17 protein-coding genes are annotated in these 14,900 nt (G+C 72.0%); 10 read left to right on the top strand and 7 right to left on the bottom strand.

The genetic code is table 11. The features are described from left to right. Window positions 1-80: 80 nt before the first annotated feature. On the top strand, window positions 81-1,145 hold the full coding sequence (locus HMPREF0731_RS18380) for a class I SAM-dependent methyltransferase (protein WP_051014817.1): 1,065 nt from the start codon (window positions 81-83) through the stop codon (window positions 1,143-1,145). Window positions 1,146-1,173: 28 nt separating this feature from the next. On the opposite strand, the gene HMPREF0731_RS18375 is transcribed toward HMPREF0731_RS18380, so the two are convergent. Genes HMPREF0731_RS18375 through HMPREF0731_RS18365 form a run of 3 tightly spaced genes read right to left on the bottom strand, consistent with a single transcriptional unit; the run spans window position 1,174 to window position 5,287 of the window. Continuing rightward, window positions 1,174-3,120 carry a tetratricopeptide repeat protein gene (locus tag HMPREF0731_RS18375; RefSeq protein ID WP_040613929.1) on the bottom strand — a complete coding sequence of 649 codons (1,947 nt, stop codon included), beginning with the start codon at window positions 3,118-3,120 and terminating at the stop codon, window positions 1,174-1,176. Beyond that, window positions 3,117-3,944 (bottom strand): CatB-related O-acetyltransferase, encoded by an 828-nt coding sequence (locus HMPREF0731_RS26390; protein ID WP_007005699.1) that lies wholly within the window; start codon window positions 3,942-3,944, stop codon window positions 3,117-3,119. The genes HMPREF0731_RS18375 and HMPREF0731_RS26390 overlap by 4 nt, the downstream gene beginning before the upstream one ends. Then, on the bottom strand, window positions 3,941-5,287 hold the full coding sequence (locus HMPREF0731_RS18365) for a FliI/YscN family ATPase (protein WP_007005698.1): 1,347 nt from the start codon (window positions 5,285-5,287) through the stop codon (window positions 3,941-3,943). The genes HMPREF0731_RS26390 and HMPREF0731_RS18365 overlap by 4 nt, the downstream gene beginning before the upstream one ends. Before the next feature lie 88 nt (window positions 5,288-5,375). Here HMPREF0731_RS18365 and HMPREF0731_RS18360 point away from each other — a divergent pair, with 88 nt between their 5' ends. The 9 genes from HMPREF0731_RS18360 to HMPREF0731_RS18320 all read left to right on the top strand — a co-directional run bounded on the left by HMPREF0731_RS18360 (window position 5,376) and on the right by HMPREF0731_RS18320 (window position 12,127). After that, window positions 5,376-6,110, top strand: coding sequence for a hypothetical protein (locus tag HMPREF0731_RS18360; protein WP_007005697.1), 735 nt, complete (start codon window positions 5,376-5,378; stop codon window positions 6,108-6,110). A 78-nt stretch (window positions 6,111-6,188) separates the two neighbouring features. After that, complete coding sequence (locus tag HMPREF0731_RS18355) at window positions 6,189-6,590, top strand: hypothetical protein (RefSeq protein WP_007005696.1); 402 nt, start codon at window positions 6,189-6,191, stop codon at window positions 6,588-6,590. After that, entirely contained in the window at window positions 6,590-7,030 is a 441-nt protein-coding gene (flgC, locus tag HMPREF0731_RS18350; RefSeq protein WP_007005695.1) for a flagellar basal body rod protein FlgC, read from the top strand. The genes HMPREF0731_RS18355 and flgC overlap by 1 nt, the downstream gene beginning before the upstream one ends. A 4-nt stretch (window positions 7,031-7,034) precedes the next feature. Continuing rightward, the gene (gene fliE, locus HMPREF0731_RS18345) at window positions 7,035-7,325 is read left to right on the top strand and encodes a flagellar hook-basal body complex protein FliE (RefSeq protein ID WP_007005694.1); all 291 of its coding nucleotides are present in this window, start codon (window positions 7,035-7,037) and stop codon (window positions 7,323-7,325) included. Between the two features lie 33 nt (window positions 7,326-7,358). Next, the gene (locus tag HMPREF0731_RS18340; RefSeq protein WP_007005693.1) at window positions 7,359-7,622 is read left to right on the top strand and encodes a flagellar biosynthetic protein FliQ; all 264 of its coding nucleotides are present in this window, start codon (window positions 7,359-7,361) and stop codon (window positions 7,620-7,622) included. Between the two features lie 3 nt (window positions 7,623-7,625). After that, window positions 7,626-9,686, top strand: a complete 2,061-nt coding sequence (flhA, locus tag HMPREF0731_RS18335) for a flagellar biosynthesis protein FlhA (protein ID WP_007005692.1) — start codon at window positions 7,626-7,628, stop codon at window positions 9,684-9,686. A gap of 4 nt (window positions 9,687-9,690) precedes the next feature. Beyond that, window positions 9,691-10,452, top strand: coding sequence for a flagellar biosynthetic protein FliR (locus tag HMPREF0731_RS18330; RefSeq protein WP_007005691.1), 762 nt, complete (start codon window positions 9,691-9,693; stop codon window positions 10,450-10,452). Between the two features lie 3 nt (window positions 10,453-10,455). After that, the gene (locus HMPREF0731_RS18325) at window positions 10,456-11,568 is read left to right on the top strand and encodes an EscU/YscU/HrcU family type III secretion system export apparatus switch protein (protein ID WP_007005690.1); all 1,113 of its coding nucleotides are present in this window, start codon (window positions 10,456-10,458) and stop codon (window positions 11,566-11,568) included. Window positions 11,569-11,758: 190 nt separating this feature from the next. Further along, window positions 11,759-12,127: a flagellar basal body-associated FliL family protein gene (locus HMPREF0731_RS18320; protein ID WP_157136221.1), complete on the top strand. Its 369-nt coding sequence runs from the start codon at window positions 11,759-11,761 to the stop codon at window positions 12,125-12,127. Window positions 12,128-12,327: 200 nt separating this feature from the next. On the opposite strand, the gene HMPREF0731_RS18315 is transcribed toward HMPREF0731_RS18320, so the two are convergent. The 4 genes from HMPREF0731_RS18315 to HMPREF0731_RS18300 all read right to left on the bottom strand — a co-directional run bounded on the left by HMPREF0731_RS18315 (window position 12,328) and on the right by HMPREF0731_RS18300 (window position 14,822). Then, entirely contained in the window at window positions 12,328-13,497 is a 1,170-nt protein-coding gene (locus tag HMPREF0731_RS18315; RefSeq protein ID WP_007005688.1) for a DUF1217 domain-containing protein, read from the bottom strand. Continuing rightward, on the bottom strand, window positions 13,494-13,814 hold the full coding sequence (locus tag HMPREF0731_RS18310) for a hypothetical protein (protein WP_007005687.1): 321 nt from the start codon (window positions 13,812-13,814) through the stop codon (window positions 13,494-13,496). Before HMPREF0731_RS18310 ends, HMPREF0731_RS18315 begins: the two co-directional genes overlap by 4 nt. Before the next feature lie 83 nt (window positions 13,815-13,897). Continuing rightward, on the bottom strand, window positions 13,898-14,395 hold the full coding sequence (locus HMPREF0731_RS23355) for a flagellar biosynthesis repressor FlbT (protein ID WP_007005686.1): 498 nt from the start codon (window positions 14,393-14,395) through the stop codon (window positions 13,898-13,900). A 1-nt stretch (window position 14,396) separates the two neighbouring features. After that, window positions 14,397-14,822 (bottom strand): flagellar biosynthesis regulator FlaF, encoded by a 426-nt coding sequence (locus HMPREF0731_RS18300; protein ID WP_007005685.1) that lies wholly within the window; start codon window positions 14,820-14,822, stop codon window positions 14,397-14,399. Between the last annotated feature and the right edge of the window lie 78 nt (window positions 14,823-14,900).

Here is a 14,900-nt window from a genome sequence, read left to right as displayed (position 1 = left end):
CCCCTGCACGGCGCCATGACCGAGGCGGCGCAGGACCGCGTGGTCGCCGAACTCGAGGCGGCCCTGGCCGCCCTGCCGCTGTGAGCGCCGCCCTGCCCCTGCCCCCCGCCGCCCCGCTGCGGCCGGAGGATTTCGACGCCGCCCTGGTGCCCGGCTTCCGCGCCGCCCTGCGCGCCCACTACAAGGCCCTGACCGGGGTGGAGCAGGACCGCATCGCCCGCCTGCACGCCGAGGCCGCGCGCGTCTTCCGCAGCCGCGACGCCTGCCCGGTCTGCGACGCGCCGGCCGATGCCGCGACCCCGCTGCCCGAGTTCAGCCAGCCGCATCTGCGCCTGCTGCGCTGCGCCGGCTGCCAGCTGGTCTACAGCCGCGACGTGCTGGAGGAGACCACCGACCGCGCCCGCTACGCGACCGCCGAAAGCGCACCCGGCAGCGTGCCCGCCGCCTTCGCCGCGCTGAAAGCCAGCGCCCCCTATGCCCGGCTGGAAACCGCCAAGCTGGCCTATGTCGCGCAATGCGTGGCCGGCTTCCGCGCGGCCCCCGGCCGCATGCTCGACATCGGCTGCGCCAATGGCGCGACACTCGACCGCTTCGCCGCCGAAGGCTGGCAGGTCGCCGGCGTCGAGCCCGCCCCGGACTTCGCCGCCGCCGCCGCCACCCGCCACGCCGCGGTGCGCTGCGGCTTCTTTCCAGCGGACGCGCCGCCCGGGCCCTACGACCTCGTCACCCTCTTCGACGTGCTGGAGCATGTCGAGCACCCGCGGCCCTTCCTGCGCGCCATCGGCGACGCCCTGGCGCCGGGCGGCCTGCTCGCCCTCCAGGTGCCGAACTTCGAAAGCCCCCTGGTGCAACTGGAAAAAAGCCGCTCCACCGTCGTCACCCTCGGGCATTGGAGCTATTTCGGCCCGGCCTCCCTGGTCGACACACTGCGGCGCGGCGGCTTCCGTCCGCTGCTGCTGCAAAGCTACATCTCCGAACTCGATCGCATCCTGGCGCATCCCGAAACGGAACTGCGCGCCATCCTCGGCCCCTGGGCGCCGGCCAAGCTCGGCACACTCAGGCCCGCGGATCTCTTCTGGCGCATGCTGGGATTCAAGCTGTTCGGGATCTTTCGGAAGGACGGACAAGAAAGTCCGGGGGAATGAATTCCCCCGGGCCCCCTTCTTCTTTCTGTCAGGGCCGGACGCCGCTGGCGTCCGGCAGGCCGCAGGCCCCGACCAGCAGCGCCTCGAAGGTGCGCGCGGGCAGGCTGTGGTCGGTCAGCCAGGCCTCGGCATAGCGCGCGACCGCCTGGCCCACCGCGCGCCGCAGCGCCGCATCCCCGGCCAGCGCCACGGCGCGCGCCTCATACGCCGCCGCGTCCGGCAGCTCCGGCAGCAGGTCCCGGCCCCCGGCATCGCGCAGCAGCGCGTCGCGCGCCATCCGCTCCGCCGCCGGCACCTCCGCCGAGCGCCGCGCCCGGTGCAGGTAGTTGTCCAGGATGCCGCCATAGGGCGTGCCCGGCGCGCCGCACAGGAAGACCGGCGCCACCCCCTGCACCATCGCCTGCATCGCCGTCAGCCCACCCCCCAGCGGGAAGGTGTCGAGATAGACATCGAGGATGCCGGCATACAGCCCCGTCTCCACCCAGCCGACGAACTGCGCCCGCTCCGCCACACCCGCCGCCTCCAGCCGCGCGCGGAACTCCGGCAGGTCCTGGCGGCCGGTGTAGAGGTAGTGCGCGCCCGGCAGGCGGCGCAGCAGCGAGACGACAAGCTGCTGGAAGCGGGGATCGCCCATCTTCTCCTCGCGCGCCAGGGAGCCGAGCAGCACCCCCTCCCCGAACCGCGCGCGCAAGGCCTGCCGCTCTGGCGCCGGCACGGCGCGCAGCTGCGGGTCGATGCTGCCGGGCAGGTTGGCCCAGGGCACGCCATCGACCATGACGCGCGGCCCCTGCCCGGCGAAGCCGCCGATGCGCAGGTCCGCGTCCGGCGCCGCCGGCGGATGGAACTTCACCGACCACCACACCTGCACCGGCGCCAGCCGCCGCCCGAAGCCATAGGCCAGCCCCTGCGGCGCGCAGAGCCACACCAGCGCCGCCGGCGGGTCCGCCGCCAGCAGCGCCGCGGCGCGTTCCAGCGCCAGGGCGAGCGGCGTGCCGGGCGGCGTCTCCTGCGCCACCACGTCCACCCCCGCCGCGCGCAGCCGGGCGAACACCGCCTCGTCCCGGCCATAGAGGAACTGCACGCGGTAGTCGAAGCGCCGCCCCGGCCGGCGCAGCGCCGCCTCCAGCAGCGTCAGCATCGCCTGCACATGGGCAAGGCCGCTCGCCACATGCACCAGGAACACCACCATCGGCCGGGCCCCCGGCAGCGGGGCAGGCGCGGAAAGCGGCCGGGCGCGGCGGCGGCCGCACTCCGCTAGGGCCGGCGCCCAGCGGCCGATCCAGCGCGCATGATGCGCCCCGCTCTCCTCCCGCTTCAGCCAATGCGCGTGCAACAACCCTTCCAGCTCCAGCGCCAGCACCGGCTGGTCATCCGCCGCCGCGCGCAGCAGCCAGGGCAGGGCCAGCCCTTCCACCAGCGCCTCGGCGTATGAGAACGGCGCCGGCTGGTCGAGGCCGAGCAGCGCCAGCAGCCGGCGGCCATCCCGCAGCCGCGCGGCCTCCGCCTGCGGCAGATCGGGCGCCAGCGACGCCAGGAAACCGGCGCTCTCCGCCGGCCCCAGCAGCCCGCAGCGCCACAGCCGCCGGTGCAGCGAGGTCTCCAGCCCCGCCTCCGGCGGCGTCGCCAGCACCAGGGCACAGAGGCGCCGCAGCGCCGCCCCGCGCCCCTCCGCCAGCCCGAGGGCGGCGATGGCGCCGAGCAGCGTGACATGCTCGCCACGCGCCAGAAGCCCCGGCAGCTGCGCCGCCAGATGCGCCGCCACCTGCGCCCAGCCCGCATGCCGCAGCGGGCCCCGCGCGTCGCGCAGCCGCAGGATGGCGGAGAGCGGCTCCAGCGCCAGCACCGGGCGGCCGCTGCCGAACAGCGCCGCCAGCAGCGCATCGCCCAGCGCGGCGTCGTCCATCGCGCCTGAGGCCTCGCGCAGCGCGGCCTCCAGCGCCGCCCAGGCGGCTTCCCCGGTCATGGTCTCGCTCATGCCGGCATCGGCCCGATATCGCGCAGCGCCTCGTCCAGCGCGCCGCGCTCGGCGGCGAGGCGGCGCAGGATGCCGGCGGCATCGACGCGCGGCGGGGCATAGGGGCGGATCGTCCCTTCCGCCTCGCGCGCTTCCAGCCGCTTCAGGAACTCGGCCGGCGGCAGCGCCGCCAGCTCGGAAAAATGCGGCCAGGCGAAGCGCCACCAGCGCAGCCGCAGCATCGCCTCCACCAGGGCGGGCGGGAAGCGGTCGCGGATCCGCCGCGCCGGCACGCCGCCCACCACGGCATAGGGGGGCACGTCGCGCGTCACCACCGCGCCCGCGGCGACCACGCAGCCGGTGCCGAGCGTGATGCCGCGCGCCAGGATGACATCCTGGCCGATCCACACATCATCGCCGATCACCGGATGCGGCTTCTGGGCATGGGGTGCCGGCGGGGCGGCGCCGCCCAGCGCCTCGGCCGCCGCCTGCTGGGCCGAGAGGCCGCGCAGATAGGTCAGGGTGTGGGTGGTGAAGCGCTCCAGCGGATGGTCGCCATTCATCACCCGCAGCCCGGCGGCGATCGAGCAGTAGCGCCCGACCGGAAACGGCGCGCTGACCGGCGAGTGGGAATAGCTGGCGAAGCCGAAGGCGCCGATCCAGCGGCTGCCGTAATAGCCGGTGAAGGGCTCGCTGCTGGGCGCGATCGGCACGCCGATCACCGTGCCATCGGGCGGATACACCCCGCGCTCGGGACCGAGGAAAATCCCGGCTTCCTCCAGCCGGCGGAAGGCCTCGCGGTCGGCCCGCACCCGCAGATGCGTGGCGCTCTCGGCCAGGATCACGCCGGATGGCCGAGGCTGGCGCGCAGCCGGGCGAAGGCCTCCCCGGTGCTGCTGCGCTCATCGACGCCCTGCGCCAGCAGCGCCTCCAGCCCCGGCTGGTGGGCGATGGCGGCATCCACCCCGGCATCGCTGCCGGGGCGGTAGGCGCCGAGGCGGATCATCTCCGCCATGTCGGCATGGGTCGCCATCAGCCGCCGCGCCTCGGCCAGCAGCGCGTTCTCCTCGGCCGAGTGGCAGCGCGGCAGGGCGCGGCTGACCGAGCGCAGCACGTCGATGGCGGGCCAGCGCCCGCGCTCGCCGATGCGGCGGTCGAGCACGATATGGCCATCGAGGATGCCGCGCACCGCGTCCGAGATCGGCTCGTCATGGTCGTCGCCATCGACCAGCACGGTGAAGATGGCGGTGATGTCGCCCTCCCCCTCCGGCCCCGGCCCGGCGCGCTCCAGCAGCGCCGGCAGCTCGGTGAAGACGGACGGGGTGTAGGAGCGCGCCGTGGCCGGCTCGCCGGCGGCCAGCCCGATCTCGCGCTGGGCGTGCGCGAGGCGCGTGATGGAATCGAGCAGCAGGAAGACCTGGCGGCCCTCGGCGCGGAAATGCTCGGCGATGGCGAGCGAGGCCTGCGCCGCGCGGCGCCGCGACAGCGCCGGCTCGTCCGAGGTGGAGACGACGACGACCGAGCGCCGCCGCCCCGCCTCCCCCAGCACATGGTCGAGGAATTCCCGCACCTCGCGCCCGCGCTCGCCGACCAGGCCGAGCACGATGACATCGGCCGCGACGAAGCGCGCCAGCATGCCGATCAGCGTCGATTTGCCGACGCCGGAGGCGGCGAAGATGCCCAGGCGCTGGCCACGGCAGATGGGCGTGAAGACGTCGAGCGCGCGCAGCCCCGTCTCCAGCCGCGCGCCGATCAGCTTGCGGCTGAGGGCCGCGGGCGGCGGCTGGCGCAGCCGCACCCCGCGCCGCCCCTGCGGCAGCGGCCCGCGCCCGTCCATCGGCCGGCCGAGACTGTCCACCACCCGCCCCAGCCAGGCATCGGAGGGGTAGAGGCAGAGCGGCTCCTCCAGCCAGAGCCGCGCGCCGGGGCTCAGCCCCTCGGTGCCGCCCTCGGGCACGGCGATGGCGCTGTCGGGGGAGAAGGCCACGAACTCGCCATGCACCGGCGGCCTGCCATGCCGCTGCACCCGCATCCGGTCGCCGATGGCCACCCCCTCGCCCAGCCCGGTGACCGAGAGCGCCGCGCCGCGCACCGCCGCCAGCGTGCCGTAGCGCTGCCGGCGCGGCAGGCGGGCGAGTTGCGCCGCGGTGTCGCCCAGCGGCGTGGCCAGCAGGAAGGGGTCGGTCATGCGCGTCTCCGGGCGGCGATGCGGCAGGTTATGCGAAAAATCATCAAAGACCGATTAGGCTCCACCCCCCTCAAGGCGGAGCTTTGCCATGTCGCTGCCCTTCCTCCAGGCCCTCGCCCAGCTCACCGCGCATCTGGCGACGCTGCCCGGCCTGCCGCGGCGCATCGGCTTCCTGGGCTATCCGGATTTGGTCTACACGCCGCGGGAGCTGGCCGCCGTGCTGGGCGAGGCGGCGCTGCCCAGGCTGCGCATGCGGCCCAATGCCGAGCGGCTGCGCGCCCTGCACGGCGCCGGGGCCGAGTGCCTGGTGCCGGCGGCGGACAGCCTGCTGGAGCAGCTCTCGCCGCACGGCTTCACCGCCGAATACCTGGATTTCCAGGACTACACCGGGGAGGAGACCATCCTCGACCTGAACCGGCCGCTGCCGCCGGGCTTCGCCGGGCGCTACGCGCTGCTGGTCGATGGCGGCACGCTCGAGCATGTCTTCGACATCGCGCTCGCCTTCAGCAATTGCGCGGCGATGGTGGCGGTGGGCGGCTATGTGCTGCACAGCCTGCCGCTGAACGCCTTCAACCATGGCTTCTGGAACATCAATCCGACCGCCCTGGTCGAGTTCCACGAGGCGAACGGCTTCGAGACGACGCTGCTGAAGCTCAATCCCTGGCACGCGCGCGAGGTGGTGGAGGCGCCGCCCTTCGAGCGGTTCCGCCTGCCGCACACGCAGGAGACCAACGTCTTCTACATCGCCCGCCGGGCCGAGCCCTGCGCCGGCTTCCACTACCCGATCCAGCGCCGCTACCGCGACGCGGAGGCCTGGCGCTGACCGCTCATGCGAAAAATCTCGACAGCCGGGACCGGCCGCGCTATGGCTGGGCCCGCAGCCAGGAGGGGTGCCTGAACCATGCTCGACGGCATCGACGTCTTCCGCATCTCGGGCGCGCGCATGCGCCATCTGGCGGAGCGGCAGAACGTGCTGGCGCAGAACATCGCCCATGCCGACACGCCGCTCTACCGGGCGCGCGACGTGAAGCCCTTCCAGTTCGACAGCGCGCTGCTGCGCGGCCCGGCCCTGCCGATGCTGCACCTGGCGGCGACGCGGCCCGGGCATCTCGGCCTGTCGCGCAACGGCGTCACCATCGCCGCCGACCGCGCGCAATCCTACAGCGAGGACCCGGACGGCAATTCGGTCAATCTGGAGGAGCAGATGGTGAAGCAGGCCGATGTGCTGAAAGCCTATGACCTGACCACGGCGGTCTATCGCCGCGGCGCCGCGCTGCTGCGCACCGCGGTGGGTGGCCGCTGATGATCCGCGTGGGCCCCATCACCGGCGCCGGGCCGCTGACCCAGGCGATGGCCACCGCCGCCTCGGGCATGAACACCCAGGCCACGCGCATGCGCGTCTCGGCCGAGAACATCGCCAATGCCAGCTCCACGGCGGCGGTGCCGGGCGGCGACGCCTATCGCCGCAAGCTGATCACCTTCGACCGCGCGGTGGACCGCGCGACCGGCGCGCAGCTGGTGCGGATGGACAGCATCCGCAACGACCCGCGCGATTTCCGCACGCAATACGACCCTGCCCATCCGGCGGCCGATGAGCGCGGCTACGTCAAGCTGCCCAATGTCGACACGCTGGTCGAGCAGGCCGATCTGCGCGCCGCCGGCCGCAGCTACGAGGCCTCGATGGCCGTGCTGCAGCAGGCCCGCGCCCTCTACGGCAAGACGCTCGACATCCTGAGGTCCTGAACCCATGCCCAGCCAGCTCGCCGCCATCCCGCCCGTCTCCGCCGCCCTCCGCGCCTATGGCGCGACGGCGAGCCCGGCCGGGGATTTCTCGACCATGGTGGGGGATGCCGCGCGCGCCTCGCTGCAGACGCTGCGCCAGGCGGAGCTCGCCAGCGCCCGCGGCGTCGCCGGCACCGCCGATGTGCAGGAGGTGGTGCAGGCCGCCGCCAATGCCGAGCTGACCGTGCAGACCATGACCCAGCTGCGCGACAAGATCGTCACCGCCTATATGGACGTGCTCCGCATGGCCGTCTGACCGCCCGCCATCCCGCGCCGGAGAACTGACGCGATGCAAGAGGGTGATGTCATCGAGATCCTGCGCGGCGGCTTCTACGCCACCATGATGGTGGCCGGGCCGCCGCTGCTGGCCGCGCTCATCACCGGCGTCGCCGTCTCGGTGTTGCAGGCGCTGACCCAGATCCAGGAAATGACCCTGTCCTATGTGCCGAAGATCGTGGTGACGCTGGTCGCCACGATGCTGTCGCTGCCCTTCGGCTTCGCCGCGCTGCGCTCCTACACGGAAGAGATCGCGCAGCTGATCGTGGGCCTCTAGGCCATGGAATTGCTGCGCCGCCTGCGCCTCGGCCTCGGCCACCAGGACCTCGCCTTCGCCGCCGCCCTCGTGGTGCTGCTGGCGGTGCTGGTCCTGCCCATGCCGAAATGGCTGGTCGATCTGGGCCTCGCCACCTCCATCACCCTCTCCGTGCTGATCCTGATGGTCGCCATCTGGATCGAGCGGCCGCTCGACTTCTCGGTGTTTCCCACCGTGCTGCTGGTGGCGACGCTGTTGCGCTTGGCGCTGAACCTCGCCACCACCCGCCTGATCCTGGCCGACGGCCATCGCGGGCTGGACGCGGCGGGCAGCGTCATCCACGGCTTCGCGGTGTTCGTGGTGGGCGGCGACTTCATCATCGGCGTCATCGTCTTCGCCATCCTGATCATCGTGAACTTCATCGTGGTGACCAAGGGCGCCGGGCGCATCGCCGAGGTCGCCGCGCGCTTCAGCCTGGACGCCATGCCCGGCAAGCAGATGGCGATCGACGCCGACCTCGCCGCCGGCACCATCGACGATACCGAGGCCAAGCGCCGCCGCAAGGAGCTCGAGGATGAGAACTCCTTCTTCGGCGCCATGGACGGCGCCTCGAAATTCGTCCGCGGCGACGCCATCGCGGCGATCATCGTCACGCTGGTCAACATCCTGGGCGGCATCATCGTCGGCACGCTGCGGCACGGCATGCCGATCGGCGGCGCCGCCACCACCTATGTCACGCTGGCGGTGGGCGATGGCATCGTCAGCCAGATCCCGGGGCTGATCGTCTCGGTCGGCGCCGGCATGCTGGTCTCCAAGGGCAGCGTGCGCGGCTCGACCGACAAGGCCTTCATCGCCCAGCTCGGCGCCCAGCCCAAGCCGCTCTATTTCGCCGCCGGCCTGTCCGGCCTATTCGCGGTGCTGCCGGGGCTGCCTTTCCTGCCCTTCCTGGCGCTCGGCCTGGTCGCCGCCGGCGGCGGCTACCTCGCGCATCGCAGCGTGCAGCGCGCCGCCGCGGCCGCCGAGGAGGGCCTGGCCGCCGAGCCGCCGGCGCGCGAGGAGAGCATGGCCGAGCTGATCCGGGTGGACGATATCCGCCTCGAGCTCGGCATGGGGCTGGTCTCGCTGACCGCCGGCCGCCAGGGCGGGCTCACCGAGAAGATCAAGAAGCTGCGCCGCGCCTTCGGCCTGGAATTCGGCTTCGTGCTGCCGGCGGTGCGCATCAAGGACAATATGGACCTGGCCTCGGGCGAGTATTCCATCCAGGTGCAGGGCGTCGAGGTGGCGCGCGAGACGATGATCCTCGGCCGGCTGCTGGCCTTCGCCCCCGGCGGGCAGGAGATCGGCGTGCCCGGCATCGACACGCAGGAACCCTCCTTCCACATCAAGGCGCGCTGGATCGAGCCGGCGCTGCGCGAGATGGCGATGGCGCAGGGGCTGACCGTGGTCGATGTCGAGACGGTGCTGACCACCCACATGTCCGAGGTGCTGAAGGGCTACATGGCGCAGCTGCAGAGCTACGCCGCCACCCAGAAGCTGCTGGACGGGCTGGAGAAGGAGCATCAGCGCCTGGTGGGCGAGCTGATCCCCGGCGTGCTGCCGCTGGCCACGGTGCAGAAGGTGCTGGCGACGCTGCTGGCCGAGCGCATCTCGATCCGCAACCTGCCGCTGATCCTGGAGGCGCTGCACGAGGGCGCGACCTTCACCCGCAACGTCTCGCTGCTGACCGAGCATGTGCGCCAGCGCCTCTCCTTGCAGATCTGCCGCGGGCTGACGCAGGAGGATGGCTACATCACCACCCTGCTGCTCTCCCCCGAATGGGAGCGCGAGGTGGGCGCGGCCATCGTCGAGGAGGGCGACCAGCGCAGCTTCGCCATGGCGCCGTCCAAGATCCAGGAGCTGGTCAGCGCCACGCGCGGCCGCATCGCCGAGGCGGCGGCCAAGGGCGACTGGCCGGCGGTGCTGACCTCGGCCGGGGCGCGGCCTTTCGTGCGCCACCTGGTCGAGCGCATCAACCCGACCATCGCCGTCATCTCGCATGCCGAGGTGCACCAGCGCGCCAAGCTGCGCACCGTCGGCACGATCTGAGGCGATGCAGGCGGCGCTGCATCTCGAGGCCTGGCTCTCCGCCGAGCTCTACCGGCTGCTGCTGGTGTTCGGCCGGATCTCGGCGGCGCTGCTTCTGCTGCCGGGCTTCGGCGAGACGACGCTGCCGGCGCGCATCCGCATCCTGGCGGCGCTGCTGATCGCCTTCTGCCTGGCGCCGCTGGCCGGGCCCGCCCCCGCCCCGCCCGGCGCCTTCGGCATGGCCGCGGCGCTGGTGCTGGAGATCGCCGCGGGCGCCTTCCTCGGCACGCTGTCGCGCATGATGCTTTCCGCCGTGCAGGTGGCGGGGCAGATCATCGGCCAGTGCATCGGCATCAGCAACGCCTTCGCCTTCGGCATCGGCGCCGACAACGCGGCGATCCTGGGCTCGATGCTCTATGCCGCCGTGCTGGTGGCGCTGTTCGCCATGGATGGCCACCATGTCGGGCTGCGGGCGCTGGCCGACAGCTACCGCCTGCTGCCGCTGGGCGACCCCTTGCCCGCCGCCGCCAGCGCCCGCGCGGTGACCGAGCTCGCCGCCGGCGCCTTCCGCCTGGCCATGCAGCTCAGCATGCCCTTCCTGGTGCTCTCCGTGCTGTTCAACGCGGCGCTGGCGGGCATCAACCGGGCGCTGCCGGCCATGCCGGTCTTCCTGATCGGCGCGCCCGCCATCCTGCTCACCGGCCTGTCGCTGCTGGCCCAGGCGGCGCCGACCCTGCTGGGCGAGATGCTCGGCGCCTATGCCAGCGCCTTCCTGCTGAGCCGCTGAGCCATGGCCGAGGAGACCGGCCAGGAAAAAACCCTCGACGCCTCGCCCCGCAAGCTGCAGCAGGCGCGCGAGCGCGGCGACCTGCCGATGTCGCGCGAGGGGTCGAGCTTTGGCCTGTATTTCATCACCCTGCTGCTGCTCTGGCTGGCCGGCGGGCTGATCGGGCAGCGCTTCTCGGCGGTGCTGCTGCCGCTGCTGGAGCAGCCCGAGGCCTTCCTGGAGCTGACCGAGGCCGGGCACCGCCGCGCCGCCCTGGCGGTGGTCGAGGCGCTGGCGCTGGTGCTGCTGCCGGTCTTCGCCCTGCTGCTGGCCGGCAGCCTGCTGCCGCACCTGCTGCAGAACAACGTCGTGCTGGCGCCGCAGCGGCTGGAGCCCAAGCTGTCGCATCTGTCGATCATCTCGGGCTTCCGCCGGCTGTTCGGGCTGAAGGGCCTGTTCGAATTCGCCAAGGGGCTGACCAAGGCCGGCGCCGTGGCCGGCGCCTGCTGGCTGGTGGCGGCGCCGCTGCTGGAGGGCAGCCCGCAGCTGGCGGCGCTGGATGCCGCCGCCTTCGGCCCGCTGGTGCTGCGCGCCCTGGCCGGCATGCTGCTGGCCATCACCCTGGTCGCGGCCGGTGTCGCGATCCTCGACATCTCCTTCCAGCGCTTCGAATACGCCCGCCGCCAGCGCATGACGCATCAGGAGATGCGCGAGGAGATGCGCGCGACCGATGGCGACCCGCATGTGAAGGCGGCGCTGAAGAAGAAGCGCAAGCAGCTCTCGCAGCGACGCATGCTGGCCGATGTGCCGGGCGCCACGGTGGTGGTGACCAACCCGACCCATTACGCCGTGGCGCTGCGCTATGAGCGCGGCCGCGACGTGGCGCCGGTCTGCGTCGCCAAGGGGGTGGACCGGATGGCGCTGCGCATCCGCGACCTCGCCCGCGGCGCCGGCGTCGCGGTGATGGAGGACCGCGCCCTGGCGCGCGCCCTGCACGCCTCGGTGGAGGTGGGGCAGGTGATCCCGCCGGCGCATTTCGAGGCGGTTGCGAAAATCATCGGCATCGTCTGGGCGCAGCAGGGCCGGCGGGGGGCGCGGCCGGGCGCCAGGCCGGCCGCTCCGCCTCGGCAGAATTGATGAAATAGTAATAAATTCAGCGCGCAGAAGAACCGTCTCAGGCAGGCCCAGAGAGTCGCAAATTTTGTACGGTTTGCATTGACGTGAGAAACGTCTCTTGCGAAATAGGGTGCGTCGCAACATTCGAGGCCGCTGGATGATGTCCTTCTCGCTCCGCCGTCCCCTGCTTGGCGCTCTGGCCGCGCTGGTCATGCTCCCCTCCCTGGCGGCGCCGCTGGCGCCGGCCCTGGCCGCCGAGGCCGCACCGCGCAAGGAATTCGAATTCCTGACGCTGGGCGACTTCACGGTGAACCTGCCGGCGTCGAACCGGCGCATGTCCTATGTCGTGGTGTCGGTGACGCTGGAGACACGGTCCGAGCAGACCCAGTCCTTCCGCGACCTGTCGCCGCGGCTGAAGCAGGCGGTGCTGCGCCGCCTGATGGCGATGTCCGAGCGGCAGGAGCTGCGCCAGGGCCAGGTCGATCCGGCCCAGCTGCGCGACAGCCTGTTCGACAGCCTCGCCCAGGTGCAGGAGGACGGGCTGAAGGATGTGGTGATCACCCGCCTCATCCACAGCTGAGGCGCCCTCGCCTTGGCGGCGGCCTGGGGCGCCTCCCGGGCCGCCGGCCACACCCTGGCCAGGATTGGCCAAAACAGGGTTGCGCAACCGCCCCGGCCCCTGGCCGGCCGGCGGCGCCGCGCGTTGCGGGACACTGCAGCGCGCCGCCCCCCTCGGGAGCCACCCGGAGGGGCAGTCCCGAAAGCGGCGGCGGGCCGGCCTCAGACGCGGTTGGTGAGGGAGAACAGCGCCGCCGCGCTGGCACCGCTGAAACGGTCGGCGCCCCAGCCGAGCGGCTGCATCAGCGACACCAGGCCGGAGCTGGCCAGGGCCTTCGCCTCCGCCACGCTGCCCTGCGCCACATAGCGATCCAGCAGCTTGGACAGCTTGGCCGGATCCTTGAAATCGGCGATGGACATGCGCTTCTCCAGCACCGCCTTCTGCCGGTCGACATCGAGGCTTGCGAAACTGTCGGGCAGGCCGAGCACGTTCTGCACCACCTCGGCCAGGTTCCGGTCGGCGATGACGCTGAACCAGTTGTTCATCTGCGGCAGCATGCGCTTGGCATAGACGGCGCGGCGCAAGGTCTCCGAGCTCTGGCCGAGCGATTCCTCGAAGCGGATCTGGGTGTAGCGGTTGGCGATGAAGTCGATCGTCTCCTTGTCGCCCACCTTGGGGCCGCCGCTGCCCGGCACCACTTTACTGCCCTGGGTCTCGGAGACGAGGAAGGCGCGCGCCGTGCTCGCAGGGTCGGCGACGAAACTGAAGCTGCCCTTGCCGCGGCCGCGCGCATCCGTGACGACCAGGCGCAGCCCGAGCGCGGTGACGCTGATATCCTCCGCCCCGCCATCGGCCTTGCGGAAGGCCGCCTGCAGCGCGGCGGCGATGTCCTGCCGGCGCGTCAGCCCCTGCAGATCGACATTGTCGATGCGCAGCCCGGCGAAGCTGGCGCCGGCGGCGGTGAAGCTCTGCCCGGCCATGACGCCTTCGATCTGCAACGTCGTGGTGGAGGGCACGGCCGGGATCTCCGGCACGGCGATGCCGCCATAATTCAGGTCGCGCGAGATCTGCCGGTAGCGGTAATCGGTCATCCGCCCGGCGACCGAATTGCTGTCATCCGGGTTGCTTTCCAGCACCTTGCGGATCAGCGCGTCATAGCCGATCTGGCCGTCCAGCCCATAGGCCTTCAGCACGATGGTCTGCAGCCGGCGGTCGGCCAGCAGATCCTTTGCCGTCAGCTTGGTCGGCAGGGTCTCGCGCAAATAGGCGAGGTCGCGCTGCAGGACAGGATCCTTGGCGAAGGCCTTGAAGTCCGTCGGGGACTTGCCCTGCAGCAGCTTCCACCCCGCCACACCGGTCGGAATGCCGAGGCTGATGGCGGCGATGCTCATGCCTCGGTGGAGAGGCGTGGCGCCGTCCCGGCCTCTGGATCGGAGGGCTGGTAGCCGGCCGGCAGGCGCAGGATGACGCGGTCCGTCTCCGGGTCACGCAGCTCGGAATAGAGCCGCATCGTCGCGCCATCGAGCCGCACATCGAAGCTCGGCCCGCTGGCCGTCACCTGCTTCTGCCGCTCGGCGACCTGAAGCTCGGTGGGGCTGGGCGTGGCGGAGGGGCTTTCGCGCTCCTCGCTCTCGGCCCGCGGCAGGCCCTTGCTGGCGGGCTCGGGCGGCGTCGCCTGCTTCTTCACCGCCTGGGTGGCTTCGATCATGGCAGATGCTCCTGTCTTCGGTGCGAAACCGAGGCTTGATCTCAAGGCGTGATGGGTTTCTCCCATTAAATGGCATGTTAGGCTTATCGCTGTGTTTTCGCATCATCCGGTGTGTGCCTCAACCGTGCCTCGGCCGGCGGGGCGGCCGGCATGGGGCGCAAGGCCGCGTCACGCCGGAAGCGCGGCGGGGGCTCCAGCTCCAGCAACGCCGATTCATACAGCACCAGGTCGCGCAGCGCGGCGAGCGCGCGGTAGGTGTTGCCCTGGCGCATCTGCTGCTCCGCCTCGTCGAGCAGGGTCACATGCTCGGGCTTGAGGAAGACGGCGCGCAGGCTGGCGAGCTGCTCCAGGAAGGTGTCGATGCTGCCCAGCGAGGATTGCGCGTTCAGCAGCACATTCTGCGCGGCGAAATAGGCGCGGCGGACCGGCGTGCTGACATCCTCGGGCAGCAGCACATCCTTCTCGCGCACGATCTGTGCCTTGGTCTCCACCATCAGATAGGCGCGGCGGTCGCCATTGGTGACGACGGCGCCGTTGATGAACAGCCGCTCGCCGGGGGCGAGTTTCAGGATCAGCGACATCTCAGCCTGGCTCCGCGGCCTGGGCTGTGGCGGGCTTCAGCCCGGCCATCACAGCGCGGTTGACATCGCACAAGGCATGCGGGCTGCGACCGCCGCGCAGCACCCGCTCGCTCTCGGCGAAGACCCAGCGCGCGAGCGAGAGCAGGCGCCCCTTGGTCACCATGTCCCAGCCATTCTCCTCCGCCGCGAGATCGGCGGCGAAGGCGGTCCAGACCATGCGGTTCTCATGGATCGCCTCGGGCAGGGCAGAGGGGCCGGCATTCGGGCGCTGCGCCGCCTCCAGCAGCGAGGTGGCGCGCGCCAGCACGCGATATTCGATGTCGCGCGGGTCCTCGGTGCCGCGGATGACCGACCCATAGGCCGTCGCGGCGCCACGCGGGCGGTGCAGAGGCGCTTGCAATGCGCCGTCGGAGGCAGCGGTCAGCATCGGATTCTTCCTCGGTCACGCGCAGGCCGGGGCGGGCGACGCCCGGAGGGGCGCCGGGCGCGCGGCGGGGTTTGCCCC

The organism is Pseudoroseomonas cervicalis ATCC 49957, assembly GCF_000164635.1.
Taxonomy (GTDB): domain Bacteria; phylum Pseudomonadota; class Alphaproteobacteria; order Acetobacterales; family Acetobacteraceae; genus Pseudoroseomonas; species Pseudoroseomonas cervicalis.
This window is presented reverse-complemented; position numbering and strand designations above follow the sequence as displayed.

Excerpts from the sequence above, each read along its gene's own strand:
- HMPREF0731_RS18315 (WP_007005688.1), bottom strand. The coding sequence starts at position 13,497 with ATGAGCATCGCCGCCATCAGCCTCGGCATTCCGACCGGTGTGGCGGGG.
- HMPREF0731_RS18300 (WP_007005685.1), bottom strand. The coding sequence starts at position 14,822 with ATGCTGACCGCTGCCTCCGACGGCGCATTGCAAGCGCCTCTGCACCGC.
- flgC (WP_007005695.1), top strand. The coding sequence starts at position 6,590 with ATGATCCGCGTGGGCCCCATCACCGGCGCCGGGCCGCTGACCCAGGCG.
- fliE (WP_007005694.1), top strand. The coding sequence starts at position 7,035 with ATGCCCAGCCAGCTCGCCGCCATCCCGCCCGTCTCCGCCGCCCTCCGC.
- HMPREF0731_RS18340 (WP_007005693.1), top strand. The coding sequence starts at position 7,359 with ATGCAAGAGGGTGATGTCATCGAGATCCTGCGCGGCGGCTTCTACGCC.
- flhA (WP_007005692.1), top strand. The coding sequence starts at position 7,626 with ATGGAATTGCTGCGCCGCCTGCGCCTCGGCCTCGGCCACCAGGACCTC.
- HMPREF0731_RS18365 (WP_007005698.1), bottom strand. The coding sequence starts at position 5,287 with ATGACCGACCCCTTCCTGCTGGCCACGCCGCTGGGCGACACCGCGGCG.
- HMPREF0731_RS18320 (WP_157136221.1), top strand. The coding sequence starts at position 11,759 with ATGCTCCCCTCCCTGGCGGCGCCGCTGGCGCCGGCCCTGGCCGCCGAG.
- HMPREF0731_RS18355 (WP_007005696.1), top strand. The coding sequence starts at position 6,189 with ATGCTCGACGGCATCGACGTCTTCCGCATCTCGGGCGCGCGCATGCGC.
- HMPREF0731_RS18375 (WP_040613929.1), bottom strand. The coding sequence starts at position 3,120 with ATGAGCGAGACCATGACCGGGGAAGCCGCCTGGGCGGCGCTGGAGGCC.
- HMPREF0731_RS18360 (WP_007005697.1), top strand. The coding sequence starts at position 5,376 with ATGTCGCTGCCCTTCCTCCAGGCCCTCGCCCAGCTCACCGCGCATCTG.
- HMPREF0731_RS18330 (WP_007005691.1), top strand. The coding sequence starts at position 9,691 with ATGCAGGCGGCGCTGCATCTCGAGGCCTGGCTCTCCGCCGAGCTCTAC.
- HMPREF0731_RS23355 (WP_007005686.1), bottom strand. The coding sequence starts at position 14,395 with ATGTCGCTGATCCTGAAACTCGCCCCCGGCGAGCGGCTGTTCATCAAC.
- HMPREF0731_RS18310 (WP_007005687.1), bottom strand. The coding sequence starts at position 13,814 with ATGATCGAAGCCACCCAGGCGGTGAAGAAGCAGGCGACGCCGCCCGAG.
- HMPREF0731_RS18325 (WP_007005690.1), top strand. The coding sequence starts at position 10,456 with ATGGCCGAGGAGACCGGCCAGGAAAAAACCCTCGACGCCTCGCCCCGC.